A 16,077-nucleotide genomic window follows, 5' to 3' on the forward strand; every position below is an offset into this window, starting at 1 on the left:
GCCTTTAGTTTGCTTTCAAGGTATTAGCTTCCAAAGAGCAGGTAGGTGATTAAGGACGCCAGGGTCAGGAATACGCCTATTGCAGTCTCAAAAGGAATGAGTTTCAGTCTGTTGTTAATCGCCACATTCGTTACGCCACCCGTGGCATGGAAAAATGAAAGTTTTCCGCAGCGATAATGGTATTAGGATTCGGGGAAATGATGTTCCCGCATTTACCGCCGCCGATCATCACTAACAGCAAGATCGATTTAGGAATAGACAGCTTTTTGCCAATGTTCAAAGCGATGGGTGCAACGGTAATGACGGCAACATCGATAAATACGCCGATTGCGGTTAGCAGAAAAGTAGCAAGTGCAATGGCCAGGTAAACGTGCTTTTCACCTAACTTTTGGATGATGGCATTAGATATAGCGGTTGCTGCACCGGTCTTAATCAGCACACCGGAGAGAACGCCGGCCGTCAGAATCCGCAGGATGGCGGGTGATACGTCTTTAACCCCATCAATCATCTGCGCTACTGTTTCCGTCAGGGTAAACCCACCCAACAGTCCACCAATTACTGCTCCAATGATCAGGCTATAAGCTGGTGAGACTTTCCGGATGATTAAAATAATGGATAATGATAATCCAAATAAGGCTCCAAATGTACTCATGACTGAGATGTATTGAAGTACTTCAGCGTGCGAAACAGCTGATCAAGTGTTCTTGTAATGTTATCAATGGTAAATTCATGCTCCATGGCACGCTGCATAGAAACGGGGTAGGGGATTATTGGAAGTACCGCAAGGAAACCCAGGCTGTTTAGCATGAGGATGTCCTGTATCCCTCCAGCGATGGCAATTACCGGGATGTTTTGTTGTTGGGCGGCCCTTAAAACGGTGATCGGGGCTTTTCTCATGCTGGTTTGTTGGTCCAGTTTACCTTCGCCCGTAATCACCAGGTCGGCATCTTTAATAATGTGCTGAAAGTTGAGTGCTTCAAGAATCATCTGTGCACCTGGCTTTAATGATGCGTTTGCAAAGGCCATGAACCCTCCGCCAAGCCCGCCAGCTGCACCTGAACCAGGAATCGTGTTGATGTCTATGCCCCTCGTCTTTTTAACTACATCCACAAAGTTCTTCATGCCTTCTTCAAGCCTTTCTATGGCTTGATCGTCTGCGCCTTTCTGGCGGGCGTAAACATGAGCAGCGCCCCTGGGGCCAGTACAAGGGTTGTCTACATCACAGGCAATGGTAAAAGTAGCAGCTAAGAACGCAGGAATTGCGGCAGATTGGTCAATGCTTAGGATTTCGCCTAAGATCTCTCCGCCAAGGGGTAGCTCCTGTCCTTTGCTGTCCAGAAACTTAAAGCCAAGGGCTTGCAACATCCCCGTTCCTGCATCATTAGTGGCACTCCCGCCGATGCCGATCAAAAAGGTTTCGCAGCCACGTGCAAGTGCATCTTTGATGAGTTCCCCCAATCCATAGGTGGAGCTCCGTAGGGGATTTCTTTCACCCTCCGGAACCAATGTAAGTCCACAGGCACTTGCCATTTCCATTACGGCAGTTTTTTCATCAGCGAGGATGCCATATACAGCATGTACGGGGTGCCCCATTGGTCCGCCCACCTTGCAACTGATTTCTTTGCCAACTGAAGTGGCAAGTAGGGCATCTACTGTACCTTCACCACCATCGGCCATGGGTATTTTTAGAACGGTACAGTTTGGATAGTTCTTGAGGATGGCCGCTTCCGCAGCATCGGCTACTTCCAGCGAACTTACAGAACCTTTAAAGGAATCGGCCGCAATTACAATTTTCTTCATAAATCACCTGAAAAGTTAAACCTCCAACGCGCCCCGAAAGCCTCTTGCAGCATAATAGGACTCTGCACCATTGTGGTATACGAACACGGTTGCATATCGGTAATCTGCAAACAAAGCACCGCCTAAAGCTCTGATCGCAGCGGGTGTTTCAATCCAGCTAGAGGTTTTCATATCAAAGTGTCCAAGGGTTTGAAGCAGCCTGTATTGTTCTTCATTAAGTATTTTGATGCCCATTTCTTCAGCCATGCCAAGGGCACTGTGTTTTGGTTTGTTTTCCTTTCGGGATTCCAATGCGTCCTGGTCGTAGCAAATGCTTCTACGTTGTTTAGGACTTTCTGCCGCGCAATCGAAGAAAAGATAGGTGTCCTGTGCTTGATCATAAGCGACTACATCGGGTTCTCCTCCTGTGTTTTCCATCTCATTTAGCGACCAGAGCTTATCTGGATTTGCTTGTAACCGGGATTGTACGTCCTTCCAGTTTAAGCCTGTATGACGATGCAAATGCTTTTCGAAGCGTGCTTTCAATGTGGAAAGCAGTTCATCAATTTGTTCCTGGGTTAATTTACTTTGTAAAGGCTTCATGAATTAAGAATTGCTATTTGAATCTGTTTCAATCAGAATCATCAGATTTATTCATTCAGTATGTGGTTCCTTATATATAAGGTGTGAGCTCTACTAAATTAAGGTAAATTGTTTATGGTCAAAGACTTGGTTTAATGTTTAATTTGTAGGGGAAAGTTGCCGCTAGCAGTTTAACTTTTGTAAAAAATATGCATCAGCGTCCATTAATTTTCTAGTGAAACCAATTTGATGATTGCGATGTACGAATGAATAAGAATGAAAACTAATTTGATTATTGCTATGGAGCAAATGAATAAAGTTAAAAACCAAAAGTGATGATTACGATGGAGCAAATGAACAAAAATCAAAGCGTTACCCTAACGGTAATTGGTTCCGGAGATGCTTTTGGAAGCGGCGGAAGATTAAATACCTGCTTTCATGTCCAGGCCGCGGACTGCCAGCTGCTAATTGACTGTGGTGCAACTGTTCTAAGCGGTTTGAAGCAGAGTGGGTTTCGGGTAGGGGACATTGATGCCATTCTGATCACGCACTTTCATGGGGATCATTATGGTGGACTACCGTTTTTTTTGCTGGATTATGCCCGCCAGCAAGATGCCAAGCCATTAACAATCATCAGTCCGCCTGGCGCGAAGCCACGTATCCAAAGCCTTTTAGATTTGCTTTATCCCGGCAGTCTCCAACTCGACACACTTGCCCTCACTTTCATAGCATACCAGCCATTCGAGGTTGTAGAAACGGCAAACTTCGTTGTGCAGACCTTTCCGGTAATCCATGTTGCTGCAGCCTTGCCCAATGCATTTCGGATCCAGCTTGGAAAGCATGTAATCAGTTACTCCGGCGATACGGAATGGACTCCGGTTCTGGTGGATGTAGCCAAGGATGCTGACCTTTTTATCTGCCAGTGCAACTACTATGAAAAGGACGCGAAGGGACATCTGAACTATCGTACGTTGCAGCAGCATTTACCGGAGCTTAGCTGTAAGAAAATTTGGCTCACACACTTTGATGTAGATATGCTGGCGCACATGGAACAGGTGGAGTTAGAATATGCAGAAGATGGCAAGCAGATCACCATCGCCTAACAATTTACAACAATATAATCCCTTTAAGCTTAGTTCTTTGACTCTCCTTGTAGCGTATAAACGACCACTTGCGTTTAACTCATATTTAACCAACAATCTGTATGATGAAACATGTTTACTTGTTACTCGCTGTAATTTTCCTTTCCGCCTGTGCGAAAGAAGACCTTATTGGACCAGCAAAGCTTAAAAATGGCCAGGAAGTGGAAGTCCTCGTTAGCGACCGCTATGGCGCAGTAGAAGACCCTTTGCTATTACTGCCATCCAATAAACCTGCAGAGATGTGGCTTGGCGGTTTCAGCGAACGTGAGCCAGGGTACACCTATCGGGTCATCGCTAAAGTTGTTAAGCCTGCTGAACCTTTACAGGATAGTCCATCTTACTGGCTGGAGTTTGTTAAAGTTGTTAGCAAGGAGAAGGTCAGCGTGACCGTACCTTTTGAACTTGCGTTGATTCAAACGATTGTGCCCGGCGGACCATTTATAAAGTTGAGAAAGGAAGGTGATCGGTATCTTATGGATGATAAGGTGAACCTTAGGGCAGCTAACAATGAGGTAAAGGATCAACTTGAGGAGATTTGGGCCTTTAACAACTATTTGTCCGAAAGCTGGAAGAATACAAACACAGTCCCACCCATGATCCCCAGCAGTTTGGGAAAGCATACCTGGTATCAAAAATTGAATTTAAAGCGCGTTAATGCGTTAAGCCTATTGAATATTCAGATATGCTATAAAAAAGAAGGCCGCTAGTTTTAAACTGCGGCCTTCTTTTTTTAGAACTTGTTCACCCATTGTTCATAGGCATCTATAAAGGTTTTCAGAAACTGCTTTGTATCCTCCACCACATTGCCCTGATCATCAAATAAGGATTGTGCATTGCCAATGTAAGCTTCCGGCTGTTGCATCATCAACACATCTACGAAAACCATGGACTGCCGTAAGTGGTGGTTAGCTCCAAATCCGCCAAGTGCACTAATGGAAACACTAACCACAGCACCTGGTTTACCCGCAAGGCTGTTTTGGCCATAAGGTCTTGAAGCAACATCTATAGCGTTCTTCAAAACTGCAGTTGTACCGCGGTTGTACTCCGGTGTAAAGAATAAAACGCCATCAGCTTCCTTAATTTTTGTTCTAAAGGCTGTCCATTCCTGTGGTGGATTTCCATGGTCCAAATCTTCATTATAGTACACCAAATTCCCAATCTCCAGGAACTCAAGTTCCAAATTAGCGGATGCAAGGCTTTGAACCGCTTCAGCGATCTTTCTATTAAAAGAATCTTTTCTTAAACTCCCAACGAGTACTGCAATTTTTTTATTAGCCATAATAAGATGTTTTACATACACATAACCCCATAGCAGTTAAATAGTTCGGGACTAAAGCTAATCTTACAATCCGCTGGCAGCTAACACTACAAGCCGCTGTCGTCAAGCGCAAAAGTATTCTTCCTTTCCTTCCACTTTCCTTTTGTGAAATCCGGGAAGTCCTGCGGCGCATTACCTTCTTTTAAAGATTTCTCTGAAAGCGGTGTAATCACGCTCATGGTTAGTGAGTCGTAGATGTCGATAGGGGTTTGTTTACGTTGTTTAACCGCTTGTACGAATGCATTAAATACATACCAGTCCATACCGCCATGACCTGCGCCTTCTGCCTGCGACGCATATTTCTTCCACAGCGGGTGATCATACTTTTCGAACCACTTTGAAGCTTTGTCCCACTCATCGTGTTTGTCAGACTTGCCCTCGATGTAAATGGAGTTGTTAACATCCATCCAAATGCCTTCTGTACCTTGAACGCGGAAGCCCAATGAATACGGTCTTGGCAGGTGCGTGTCGTGGGTTAAGGTAACAGTTTCGCCATTGGCGCAATTCAGCATGGTTGTGGTCACATCGCCATTCTTAAACTTGATGTTCGCGTTTTTGTGTCCTGGTGCAACCTTATTGATATAGGTGTTGAGGCCTCTGGATTTTGAGGAGAACGAAACGAGATTGGTAAAGCGGTTGCCTCGATTGATGTTCGCGTAGTTCATTACCGGGCCTGCGCCGTGCGTAGGGTAGATGTCACCATCACGGTCCACATTCCATTGTGTACGCCACTGCGCTTCACCAACGGTATTGGGACCGAATTCAGCACCTTTTCCACTGAAGTTCTTGCCGTCATTAAACAAGACCCCTCTAAGATCGTGCTCGTAGCCGCCTTCCAGATGAATCAGCTCTCCGAAAACATTCTGGCGCACCATATTCAGCACAGCCATAACATCACGGCGGTAGCATACGTTTTCAAGGGTCATGTATGGGACCTTTGTTTCTTCGTAGACCTTCAAAATATCCCAGTGGTCCTGTTCGGTAACACCTGCGATAACCTCACAGCCGACATATTTTCCAGCGCGCATGGTGTCAATTGCTTGCTCCTTATGAAATTCCCAAGGGGTAGAAATGATCACTGCATCAATGTCTTTACGTGCAATAAGCTTCTTGTAAGCGTCAAGGCCGCCGGTGTATTCTGTGGGAAGCTTTTTCTTGGCCTTTACGAACTGCTCGCGGCAGTATTCTAGTGAGCTTTCCTGCGTGTCGCAAATGGCTACAACCTCCACATCATTGCGAAGTAAACCCTCGCCAATGTGATTTCTTCCACGTAGTCCAACACCGATATATCCAAGTCTTACTTTATCTGTATCTTTTCCGAATAACATGCCTGAGGGCAGGATGGTAAAGCCGGTTATGCCAACGGCAGTGTTTTTAACGAATTCTCTGCGATCCATAATGTGTTCTTATTTGGTTCTTAATATTTATTTGTAATAGCGGTCCACAATGGGACAGCGTTTGTATTTTCTTCAGTGAGTGCCCTGGATTTAAAGATAGCATCTTTAAAAAAGGCAGGTAAATGAAACTCAGGACTGTCTGCTATAATGTTACTCCAGCAGAGGAAATGCGGCTGTGGCAGGCGGTCGCCACATTTGAAAAAGTTAACCCTTGCCGGCGTTTGTTCCAGCACCAGGTTGGGGTGGAACTTAAATAGCTCTTTTGGAAGGAGCAGGGTCAGTTCCCAGCAGATTCCGGCTTCAGACTTGTTGCGGATGCTGATGTGGAAGCGGATACGCTCCAGAAGATGGTCAGGAATGAAAACCCGCTCGTGCTTCCCCGGACCGTACTGCACCCTTGCTGTGCCCGCGCAGTTAAACTCCAGGTTGTAGTACGCAGCTTCAGCATTAAAAGCAATGAAGAATTCCACACAGCTGTCTTCATAAACCGGATCGTTCAGTTTATGGTACTGCGCCCTAATTTCCTTTTCCTGCACAAAGTATTTCAGCAAAATGGCTTCTGCGTTATGCGCGATGGCAAAGTCGACTTTCGGTAATCCCGTCCCGTCGGCCCAGGGCGCATGTGCAATAGGTTGTCGCGCAACGCCATCCAGTAATTCAGTAAGCGCCTCAATTGAAGTCTGCTGATCTACCTGCGGCAGAAAGGAAATGCTAAAAGGTTCAGCCATGTGCGGGTAAGGTTTTTAAGTTGCTGATTTCGGTCTGGATGATTTCCTGCAGTAGGGGTGCTTTTTCATGAAGCATCCGGAATAGCTGGAATTGTGCACGTGCGCGCTGCAAGTTGTGGTTCGCAAACTTGATTTTGTAATAGGTGTCGCCATTCAGATGGTCAGTCAGAAATCTTACACCTTGCATGTACGGGAACAGTAGTACACCCTTTATTAAGGACTGTACCTCCAGATCCGTCAGAAAGCCGGCAGCATTTTCCAGGTAGCCTTTGGTGTAGGCTTGAAATAAAGGTAGGTTTAGGTTGATTTTTTGTAGGTCTGCTTCATCTTCCGAAGCGGTATTAATGATTGTTCTAATGGCATCGCCGAAGTCGTAGGCCACATAGCCCTCCATAACGGTTTCCAAGTCAATTACACATTGCGCCTCATCATTGCTGTCGAGCAAAACATTGTTAAACTTGGTATCATTATGTGTCACCCGTTTAGGTAGGTTCGCTGCCGTTTCCGCTTGCTGGAAATAGAGCATGGCATCTGCATGTTGTTTAACCAGCGCCAGTTCTTCACGCACGGTATTCAGGCGGCCTGCAAGGTTTCTTTCAATTGATTCCTGCAGCTGCGCCAACCTGAACTTAATGTTGTGGAAATCTGGGATCACTTCATAGAGTACTTCCGATGGGAAATCGGAGAGCATGGACTGGAACTTGCCAAAGGCTTTTCCGCCTTCATAGGCCTGCTTTTCTGTCGACACCATATCGTATGATCGGGTATCGCTTAGGAAGTGCAACATCCGCCAATAATTGCCTGCAGGGTCCTGATGATAATATTTACCATCATGCGTTGGGATTAGGGTCATAACCTCTTTCAACGGATCGCCGCTACCATCAGCCAATTTCGCTTTTAAGTGTGCGGTTACCTGCAGCATGTTTTCCGTCAGGCCCTCCACATTGCTGAAGATGGATGTATTGATGCGCTGTAAAAGATAGTGGGGTCCGGTAGGATTTTCACTTTTAACGAGGAAGGAGTCGTTGATATGACCGGATCCATAAGGCGCTGCATGGCCTAGGCTGTCCATGCATTTGAATTTGGTAATAACCTCAGGGATGTAGTTCGTGATTTGCACTATAGAAAAATTAGGATTAGGAAATGATTAGAGTTTAAAGAATATGCCGCGTTTGTACAGCCAGTAGCATAAGGCCCATTCCAGGATTAAGGTTGTAAAGGCGGAAAACACCGCTGCTACAGGAACGGAAATGCCAAAAAACAAGTGCAGCAGCTGTCCGCTGAAAATGTCTACAGCACCGTTTACCCACTGCATACCCACCGTTTCAAAGAACAGGTATATAAAGATTGCATTCATACCCATAACGGTCGCGATCCAGGCATATCGGGTATTCTTTTTAATGTCGACCAGCCAGTAAACCGCAGCCAATAACAGCAGCACCCAGCCGCCAGAAGCTAAAGCAAATGAGCTGGTGCTGATTCGCTTAATTATTGGAGTGATGTTTAATAGATCGAGCCCATGGCTCAGAACCAAAGCTGCCAGGCCTGCAAACAGCAAGGCTTTCACCTTATATACGGCACTGCGCTCGGTTACCAGAAGTTTGCCTGCAAGCACACCCCAGATGGTGTGCGCAGCTGTTGGAATGATGTTAATCGCCACCCAGCCATCGCTGTTGATTTTGCCCATGAGGATGGTGTCCATGTAAGATCCGAAGTTATGCCCCTCTACAAATGGTTGTGAAAAGCCCGGCATCAGAACCATCCGATAAAGCAGCTCCGTAAGGATGAGTAGTCCGATGGAGCATGCAATCTGGAAGCCGAAAGACCGGTTGATAGTCAGATAAGCGATGAGCGTGGTAAAAGCAAGTTGTGTTAATACGTTCCAGAGCTCCCATACCGGTTTGCCTGCATAGATGCAGTGCAGCCCCACACCGCAGATGAAGAGCCTTAAGCAGCGGATCAGGATGTGCCTGAAGTTGCCGCTCCAGGTGACACCTTTCGCTAGCTTACGACTGTAGGAAATATACATCGCCGATCCTGCCATGAACATAAAAGCGGGCTGCACCAGATCCCAGAAATGTAAGCCATGCCATGGATGATGAAAAAACTGATTCACCAGTCCCGCACCCAATCCAGAAGGCTCCAGGTGATTTAGGGATTCATAAACCCGGCAGCTTTCTGCACAAAGCAGAATCATAATGATCCCCCGCAGCACATCAAGTGATATCACACGGTAGTTGCTTTGCGGTGTATCGGTAAGGGTATTTGTCATAATAAGCAGCTGTTTGTGAATTATTCGCTCATGTCAAGGAAGAAACTTGGCTTGCCTTCGTCCGGTGCATTGCCCAGCACCACAGACCAGTCGCTTTTAATCGCCTGTATGCCCACCCGCATGCCTTCACCGGTAAGACCTTTCAGCTTGCCGCGTGCAATGCGCATTTCAAACTTCACCATGCCACCTTCTTCCTTAACGGTGCCCACGTTGAAAGCTTCGGCAATGGATTGCTGATCGAAAGCAAAGGCGTTCTGATTGGTGCCCGCATGATAGAAGATATCCAACCCGCCGGTAAGCAGCTGTCCCTCCAGCAGAATGTCGTAACCACCACCCGCGAATGTTCCGGTTAGCAATCCTGTGCCGGCATTGTTGTCTGAATCAATGTAGAAGTCGAAGATGTTACCATCGGCTTTTTTGCCGGTCATCTCCGCGTACATGTAAATGTAGTTCCCGTCGTAATCAAACTTCACCACATTGAAAACCCCTTTTGTTGTACCCAGGGGCACCACGTCTTTCGTTACCGCTGCCCAATCGTCAAGACTATTGTCGTTGATTTTAACTGGTGATGACTTTGCAATCCGGATCACCGTGGAGGATTCGGTAGATTTTCCATTCACCATGGCGGTTAAGGTTGGCACGTATTTGCCTTTTCCAGGGTAGGTGTGACTCGGGTTTGCATCCGAAGAGGTTTGCCCGTCGCCAAAGTCCCAGTTGTAGTTGGTTGCCCCAGCGGTTAGTACCTTGAACGTTGCGGTATTGCCTTCAACAAGCACCTCGTAGGCCAGGTCGGTCTGTGGTTCGTAGTCGTCCGACTTGCAGCCTTGTAGGAATGTTCCTGTCAGTGTTACACAGCACAGGAACAGGTATGATCTTAATTTCTTCATCTCATTAATGTTAATAGCCCTTGGTACTATGGATTTTGGATGGCCAGCGGATTGGTTAGAATTTCATCAACCGGCAGATAGTATATAATTCTTGGACTGGTGTATGGCACACTCAGGTTCTGGTAACCCGAAGGGGTTTTACCCAAGTCAATATCGGTTTCCTTTAAGCCAAGGATGTGGTAGCCCCAATAGTTCTTATTCAGGCTGCGCTTGTTGCGGAACACATCATATGTGCGGTGGCCTTCAAAGGCCATTTCAATACGTTTCTCTGCCAGCACCAGGTCCAGCGCATTGCTACCTTGCGGCAGGGATTTGTTATACAGCGCAGTTTCCAGTCCACGGTTTTTACGAATCATGTCAAGATCATCCAGTGCTGCTGCGGTGGCGCCAGTTTTGGCTTCCGCTTCTGCGCGGATCAGGTACATTTCTGCCAGGCGGAACATGATTGGGGAGCTTAGGTTTGGCTGCCCGTTCTGAAAGGAGAACTTAGTGATGTAATACATCTCCACACCGTTTTTCTTCTGCACGGTGCCGGATGCATCTTTAGATGGAACAATGTACGACCACCTTACGTCTTCAGGGTGTGCGGCCATGGCTGCGCGAAGGGATGACGATGCAAACTCTTCACCCCAGCCAGAGTTCCCGTCCGAATAGATCATGGAAGCGATCGAACCGAACTTGCCATAGTCGTCTGCTGCGGTGAAAGCAATGCAGAAAATGGTTTCCGGACTGGTGGTTGCATTCGCGAACAAGGACGGGTAAGTCGCCTTGGTGCTCAAAGAGAAGCGACCTGAGTTAATCACCTTATTGGCGTACTCAATGGCTTTAGCATTATCTTCTTTATAAAGGTTTACCCGGGCAAGTAAGCCATTTGCGGCTTCTGCGGAGGCATATTGTACACCTCTGGGTTGTGTCATCAGTGCAGCGGCTTGTTCCGCGTCTGCAAGCACGGAGGCATAAACCTCAGCAATCGTTGAGCGTGCTTTAATGCCTTCATCAGTTAAGTTCGTGCGCAAAATGATGCCGGGTGCGTCAGGTGCAATGCTGTAAGGCTGACCGAACAATCGAACGAGATTAAAGTGGCTTAAAGCGCGGAGAAAGTAGCATTCGCCCAGCAGCTGCTTAGTCTTTGCATCCGGGTCAGGTAGCTTCTCTACGGCATCAATTACGGTGTTTACACCCGTGATGATCTTGTAAGACACATACCAGAAGTACCGGGTATTGGCCTGAGAAGGGGAGTGTCCCAGGGTAAAGCTGTTGAATAATGGATCCTCTGTAATTTGCCCGCAGGTGATGTCATCGCTGGCAAAGTCAGACAGCTGATAGAACTGGCGCAGGTACATGTTGTTGTTATCGACCGTGCCATTAAACGCAATGTGGTCTTTTAATAGGGCGTATGCGCCGTTAAGTGCGTTTGTTAAACCGTCGTTGGTGGTCACAAGGGTACCGGTGCTGATCGCATCGCTTGGGTTAACCTCCAGTTTCTTGCAACCACTCGAAGCGGCCACAAAAAGCATGAACAGGGTGAATATTTTCTTTTTCATCGTTTTACGTGTTTGATGTTTGCAGAACCATCAGGAGCTTTCTATTTGCTGTCATGAGGGGTTCAAATGCTTTGATTAAGACCTTGTTAGAAACTAAAGTTAATGTTGAACAGGTATTGTCTGTTGTTCGGATACTTGAAATCTGAAACGCCTGGTGTACCGAAGCTTCCGGCCTGTATGGTGGTTTGCGGATCCTGACCAAGGAAATTAGAGAAGGTTGCCACATTATCTGCGGTAAGTCCGACGGTGATGCCTTCCATATTGATTTTGCTTGACCATGCTTTCGGTAAACGGTACGACAATGCGATGTTGCGGATACTGAAGTAACTTCCGTTTTTAAGGTAACGGGTAGATGTTTCCGTAGAGTTTGCGGAGTTCTGCGGGCTTGGTTCTGTTGCCTGCGTATCGCCCGGACCGGTCCAGATTTTCGCATCATCAGGCATTTGAATCTGGTTGTAATATGGCTCATGACCGTCGTTCATCATAAAACGAAGGTTGTTGCTGAATACTTTGTTGCCATAGTTGAAATAGGTGCTCACCCGAAGGTTGAAATTCTTGTACCGGAAGTTGTTGTTGAAACCACCCTGGAATTTCGGTAATGCGGAACCACTCTCCTGAATGGTGGCCTGCGCATAATCACTGGTGCTTTCTCTTCCCGTCACCGCACCACTTTCATCATAGGTTAACTTCTCCCAAAGTGGTCCGCCGGTTTGTGCATCAACACCAAGCCATTTTGGCATGTAGAACTCATACAGATTTCCACCGTTCCTGTAGATTTGAGAGATGCTCCATGAACCAGTTTTAACGATGCTCGCTGGCAAGCCTTCAAGCTTGTTGCTGTTAAAGTTGATGGTGAAGTCTGTGCTCCAGTCGAAGTTCTTGTTCTGAATGTTAGCCGAGGTGATGCCAAGCTCAATACCCTTGTTCACTACGTTTCCGGCATTCTCCCACTTGGTTTCAAAGCCTACAGATAAAGGTTGTGATACCTGCAGCAGTAGATCTTTGGTGTTGTTGCGATATACATCTACCGTAAGGTTTACACGCTTAAACAAGCCGATATCCAAACCTGCATTGATCTGGTTTTTGCTCTCCCAGGTTAGCGTCGGACTTGCCAATTGGTAAGGTACTGCGCCAACAACAGAGTTGTATTGGGTGGTTAAAGAGTAAAGTCCAAGGTATCTTGAAGCACCAATATCCTGTGTGCCCGTGATACCATAGCTTCCCCTTAGTTTAAGGTAGTTCAGGATGTTGCTACCGGCAAGGAAATCTTCATTGCTGATGAGCCATGCACCGGAGATTGCCGGGAAGCTCCCGTATTGTTTGGTTGGTGCAAATGCAGAGGAACCGTCGTAGCGGAAAGATGCAGTAAGGAAATATTTTTCTTTGTAGTTATAATCTACCTGTGAAAGCAGGGATTGCAGGTAGCCCTGATTATTGTAACCATTAACCAGTTGGTTGTTGGAAACAACGTTGAGCACCCTTAAACCCTCAGGCAATCCTCTTCCAGAGGCACCCGAATATTCGGTCTGGCTACCTTCAAACGCCGCACCTGCAAAACCGTTTAGGCTATGATCCCCAAATTTGAAGGCGAAGCGAAGCAACTGATTGGACACGATGCCATAGTTAAGTGTATTTAGCTCATTCAGGTATCCTGAGCCGCGGTAGGTGCCTGCAGCCAATGGCGACACGAAGTTCGTGCCTTTATTGAAGGATGCAGCAACACGGTTTGAACTGGAGAAGGTAAGCCAATCGGTAATGCGGTAGTTAACACCCAAATCGTAGTTCACATCAAAGCCCTTGTAGCTGTGGTCTGAGTTCTCAATGGTGTGTAGTGGATTCACTTTGTCCCTGGACCACCATTTGAAAGTGGAGTTACCATCTACGTAGACCGGTTTGCCCGTTTCATCATAAGGGTTGTCCCATGGCATGTTCAGGAAGGAATAGTAAACATCCATGTAGTCGTAACTCTTACCCATGTTCGCACTCAGGTTGATGTTGTTGGTTACGTCAAGTTTGTTCGAGAAGTGATAAGTGGAGTTTCCACGTAAGTTAATGCGCTGATATTTCGTATTCTGGAATGTTCCTTTTTCGTTGTAATAGGAAGCACCTACGTAGTAGTCGTTCTTTTCTGTACGGCCAGCGGCGGATAAGTAAAAATTATAGATAGGTGCCGATTGGAAAGATTCCTCTGGCCAACTATAGTTCTGATCTCTGAGCGTTAACGGGCGTTCCGCATAGAACTTTCCAAGGTCGATTTTATAGGAATTGTCCGGTGCACCAAGGATGTAATCTCTATAGAACTCCTTTTGATGATCATAAAGCTCGTTGCTGCTCATCACCTGGAGCTTGCCAAAATCGGCAGTTCTGAATCCGGTAGCCACTTTCGCTTCAAAGCGCGTCTGGCCTTGTTTTGCTTTTTTCGTCGTTACCACGATTACACCGGCATTGGCTTGAGAACCATAGAGTGCCGTTGATGCCGCATCTTTCAATACGGTAATGCTCTCCACATCATTCGGGTCATAGTTGCCCCCAATGATACCATCGACCACAAACAGCGGACTTTGGTTCGCATTTACCGAGGACACGCCACGTAAACGGATGTCGGGCGCAGCACCAGGAGCACCGGAGCTGTTTACAACCTGTAAACCGGCAACCTTACCCTGCAGCATGGATCCAACATTGTTTGTGGTGACATCCTTAAGCTGCTCTGCAGACACAACTGTTACGGCACTGGTAAGGGCACTTTGTTTCTTGCTGCTGTAACCTACTACAACAACGTCGTTAAGCTGCTGCACGTCTTCATCAAGCCGGATCTGTACGCTGGATTGCCCCGCGTTAACTTCAACTTCTTTCCGTAAGAAACCGACGAAGGTTAGTACTAGGGTCGACTTGCCTGCGGGTGTACCAATGCTGAACGCACCGCTGCCGTCGGTGCTAACGATGTTTGATGACCCTTTAAGGGCGACGCTGACGCCTGGCAGGGGTTGGCTATCCTTTGCAGATACAATGCGTCCGCTTACGCGTTGCTCCTGTGAAAAGCCGCCGGTATGCATCGCCAGTAAGCAACAACAAAGGAGTAAAAGTTTTTTAATCATGATGCGGGATTTAAATGGTGGTTCCTGAAAAAGGCCTTATTGTAAATATGAAGTAAATAAACTGTTAAGAAAAGTTCTCCAGATCACGGGCATCGTAAAACGCAGTAGCGCAAACGATTGCGCAGGTTACGCAAACGTTTGTTTAATTTTAACGCAAACGGTTGCGCTAAATCATCTAAATGTCATGTTAGAATTATTGGCCGGATGTGCGCGTGTATTCGATCATCTCAGAATCGATGATGTGCTGTAGAAGTGGTGGTTCGGTACCTGCTGGATTTCCAGCATGTTTAATCAGCTGAAAGAGGAAGTCCGTAGCCATGGAAGATTGCTGGTAAGCAAACTGTTCTATAGAAGCCAGCGGGACGCTGTCCATGTACTCCCAGATGGGTAAGTTGGCAAAGCTGATGAAACTCACATCCTGGTTAATAACCAGTCCGCGAGCTTTAACAGTTGCAATGCAGTCCAGCAGTACGTAATCATTAAACACGATCACTGCAGTAGGGGGTTCTGCAATGTCGAGCAGTTGCGTCATTGCCCTGCGGTTATCGGCTTTGGAAAGGCTCGTTGAGACAATCACTTCATGGTCGAGCTGCAGCTCATGTGCCTTCAGGCACTTATAATAAATCTCCAGGCGCTGCAGCGTGGCAGCCAATTTTGCAGGCCCATTGATAAGTCCGATGCGCTTATGACCTAAACTGACCAACTTTGTAACCGCCTGAAGCATGCCAGATACGAGATTACACGCCACGTAGTTGATGTTCTTCTTGCTGGGTATGCGGTCGAAGAATACGACCGGAATGTTGTATTTCTTTAAGCCATCGAAGTGCTCATAAGAGGAGGTTTCCTTGGTCAGCGACACCAGAATGCCATCAACACGATGGTCCTTCATGTTCTCTACGATGCGCTTTTCGCGTTCAAAGCTTTCCAGCGATTGTCCGATGATCACGTTATAGTTGTTTGCTTCAACGGCATCTTCTATACCAGTTAAAGCGGAAGAGAAGAAGGGTTCTGAAAGGTTGGGGATGATGACCCCGATGGAGTATGTCTTACGCTCCTTGAAGTGAATGGCAGAACGGTTTACCTCATAACCCAGTTCTTTCGCTACATTTTGCACCCGCATCGTTGTTACCAACCCAATGCTGGGATGGTCTCGTAAGGCGCGGGACACCGTTGATACAGAAACATTAAGTCTTTTGGCAATTTCCTTAATGGTGGGTAATCTATATTCAGACATCGTGGTTTTTACTGCAATTAGCTTCTCTAAATGTATGATTTTTATTCTTAATTTACTTGCCTTAGATCGTTACAGCAGCGCTGGCTGCCCATCGGTCAT

Annotated in this window: 14 protein-coding genes; 2 read left to right on the forward strand and 12 right to left on the reverse strand. The window is 46.8% G+C overall.

The features are described 5' to 3' along the window. Positions 1-130: 130 nt before the first annotated feature. From IEW69_RS11315 to IEW69_RS11325, 3 genes are read right to left on the reverse strand one after another with little or no spacing between them, the layout of a single operon-like run. On the reverse strand, positions 131-652 hold the full coding sequence (locus tag IEW69_RS11315) for a GntT/GntP/DsdX family permease (protein WP_188626970.1): 522 nt from the start codon (positions 650-652) through the stop codon (positions 131-133). Then, positions 649-1,800 carry a glycerate kinase gene (locus IEW69_RS11320; protein WP_188626971.1) on the reverse strand — a complete coding sequence of 384 codons (1,152 nt, stop codon included), beginning with the start codon at positions 1,798-1,800 and terminating at the stop codon, positions 649-651. Before IEW69_RS11320 ends, IEW69_RS11315 begins: the two co-directional genes overlap by 4 nt. A gap of 15 nt (positions 1,801-1,815) precedes the next feature. Beyond that, positions 1,816-2,382, reverse strand: a complete 567-nt coding sequence (locus tag IEW69_RS11325; protein ID WP_188626972.1) for a DUF4256 domain-containing protein — start codon at positions 2,380-2,382, stop codon at positions 1,816-1,818. A gap of 332 nt (positions 2,383-2,714) precedes the next feature. On the opposite strand from IEW69_RS11325, the gene IEW69_RS11330 reads away from it, so the two are divergent. Together IEW69_RS11330 and IEW69_RS11335 are read left to right on the forward strand one after the other, a co-directional pair. After that, positions 2,715-3,464 carry an MBL fold metallo-hydrolase gene (locus IEW69_RS11330; RefSeq protein WP_188626973.1) on the forward strand — a complete coding sequence of 250 codons (750 nt, stop codon included), beginning with the start codon at positions 2,715-2,717 and terminating at the stop codon, positions 3,462-3,464. Positions 3,465-3,565: 101 nt separating this feature from the next. Further along, positions 3,566-4,210, forward strand: coding sequence for a hypothetical protein (locus tag IEW69_RS11335; protein ID WP_188626974.1), 645 nt, complete (start codon positions 3,566-3,568; stop codon positions 4,208-4,210). A 23-nt stretch (positions 4,211-4,233) separates the two neighbouring features. On the opposite strand, the gene IEW69_RS11340 is transcribed toward IEW69_RS11335, so the two are convergent. The 9 genes from IEW69_RS11340 to IEW69_RS11380 all read right to left on the reverse strand — a co-directional run bounded on the left by IEW69_RS11340 (position 4,234) and on the right by IEW69_RS11380 (position 15,978). Then, positions 4,234-4,782 carry an NADPH-dependent FMN reductase gene (locus tag IEW69_RS11340; RefSeq protein WP_188626975.1) on the reverse strand — a complete coding sequence of 183 codons (549 nt, stop codon included), beginning with the start codon at positions 4,780-4,782 and terminating at the stop codon, positions 4,234-4,236. Positions 4,783-4,868: 86 nt separating this feature from the next. Next, positions 4,869-6,218, reverse strand: coding sequence for a Gfo/Idh/MocA family protein (locus IEW69_RS11345; protein WP_188626976.1), 1,350 nt, complete (start codon positions 6,216-6,218; stop codon positions 4,869-4,871). A gap of 20 nt (positions 6,219-6,238) precedes the next feature. Next, positions 6,239-6,946 carry a carbohydrate-binding family 9-like protein gene (locus IEW69_RS11350; RefSeq protein ID WP_188626977.1) on the reverse strand — a complete coding sequence of 236 codons (708 nt, stop codon included), beginning with the start codon at positions 6,944-6,946 and terminating at the stop codon, positions 6,239-6,241. After that, entirely contained in the window at positions 6,939-8,066 is a 1,128-nt protein-coding gene (locus tag IEW69_RS11355) for a phosphotransferase enzyme family protein (protein ID WP_229663599.1), read from the reverse strand. The genes IEW69_RS11350 and IEW69_RS11355 overlap by 8 nt, the downstream gene beginning before the upstream one ends. 27 nt (positions 8,067-8,093) lie before the next feature. Beyond that, complete coding sequence (locus IEW69_RS11360) at positions 8,094-9,218, reverse strand: acyltransferase family protein (RefSeq protein WP_188626978.1); 1,125 nt, start codon at positions 9,216-9,218, stop codon at positions 8,094-8,096. Between the two features lie 20 nt (positions 9,219-9,238). Continuing rightward, on the reverse strand, positions 9,239-10,105 hold the full coding sequence (locus tag IEW69_RS11365) for a PKD domain-containing protein (protein ID WP_188626979.1): 867 nt from the start codon (positions 10,103-10,105) through the stop codon (positions 9,239-9,241). 26 nt (positions 10,106-10,131) lie between these two features. Next, on the reverse strand, positions 10,132-11,649 hold the full coding sequence (locus tag IEW69_RS11370; RefSeq protein ID WP_188626980.1) for a RagB/SusD family nutrient uptake outer membrane protein: 1,518 nt from the start codon (positions 11,647-11,649) through the stop codon (positions 10,132-10,134). 86 nt (positions 11,650-11,735) lie between these two features. Beyond that, positions 11,736-14,744, reverse strand: a complete 3,009-nt coding sequence (locus IEW69_RS11375; RefSeq protein ID WP_188626981.1) for a SusC/RagA family TonB-linked outer membrane protein — start codon at positions 14,742-14,744, stop codon at positions 11,736-11,738. Between the two features lie 193 nt (positions 14,745-14,937). Next, positions 14,938-15,978, reverse strand: coding sequence for a LacI family DNA-binding transcriptional regulator (locus IEW69_RS11380; protein ID WP_188626982.1), 1,041 nt, complete (start codon positions 15,976-15,978; stop codon positions 14,938-14,940). Positions 15,979-16,077: the final 99 nt, after the last annotated feature.

The sequence above is a fragment of the Pedobacter quisquiliarum genome (assembly GCF_014642175.1).
In the GTDB taxonomy this organism is placed as follows: domain Bacteria; phylum Bacteroidota; class Bacteroidia; order Sphingobacteriales; family Sphingobacteriaceae; genus Pedobacter; species Pedobacter quisquiliarum.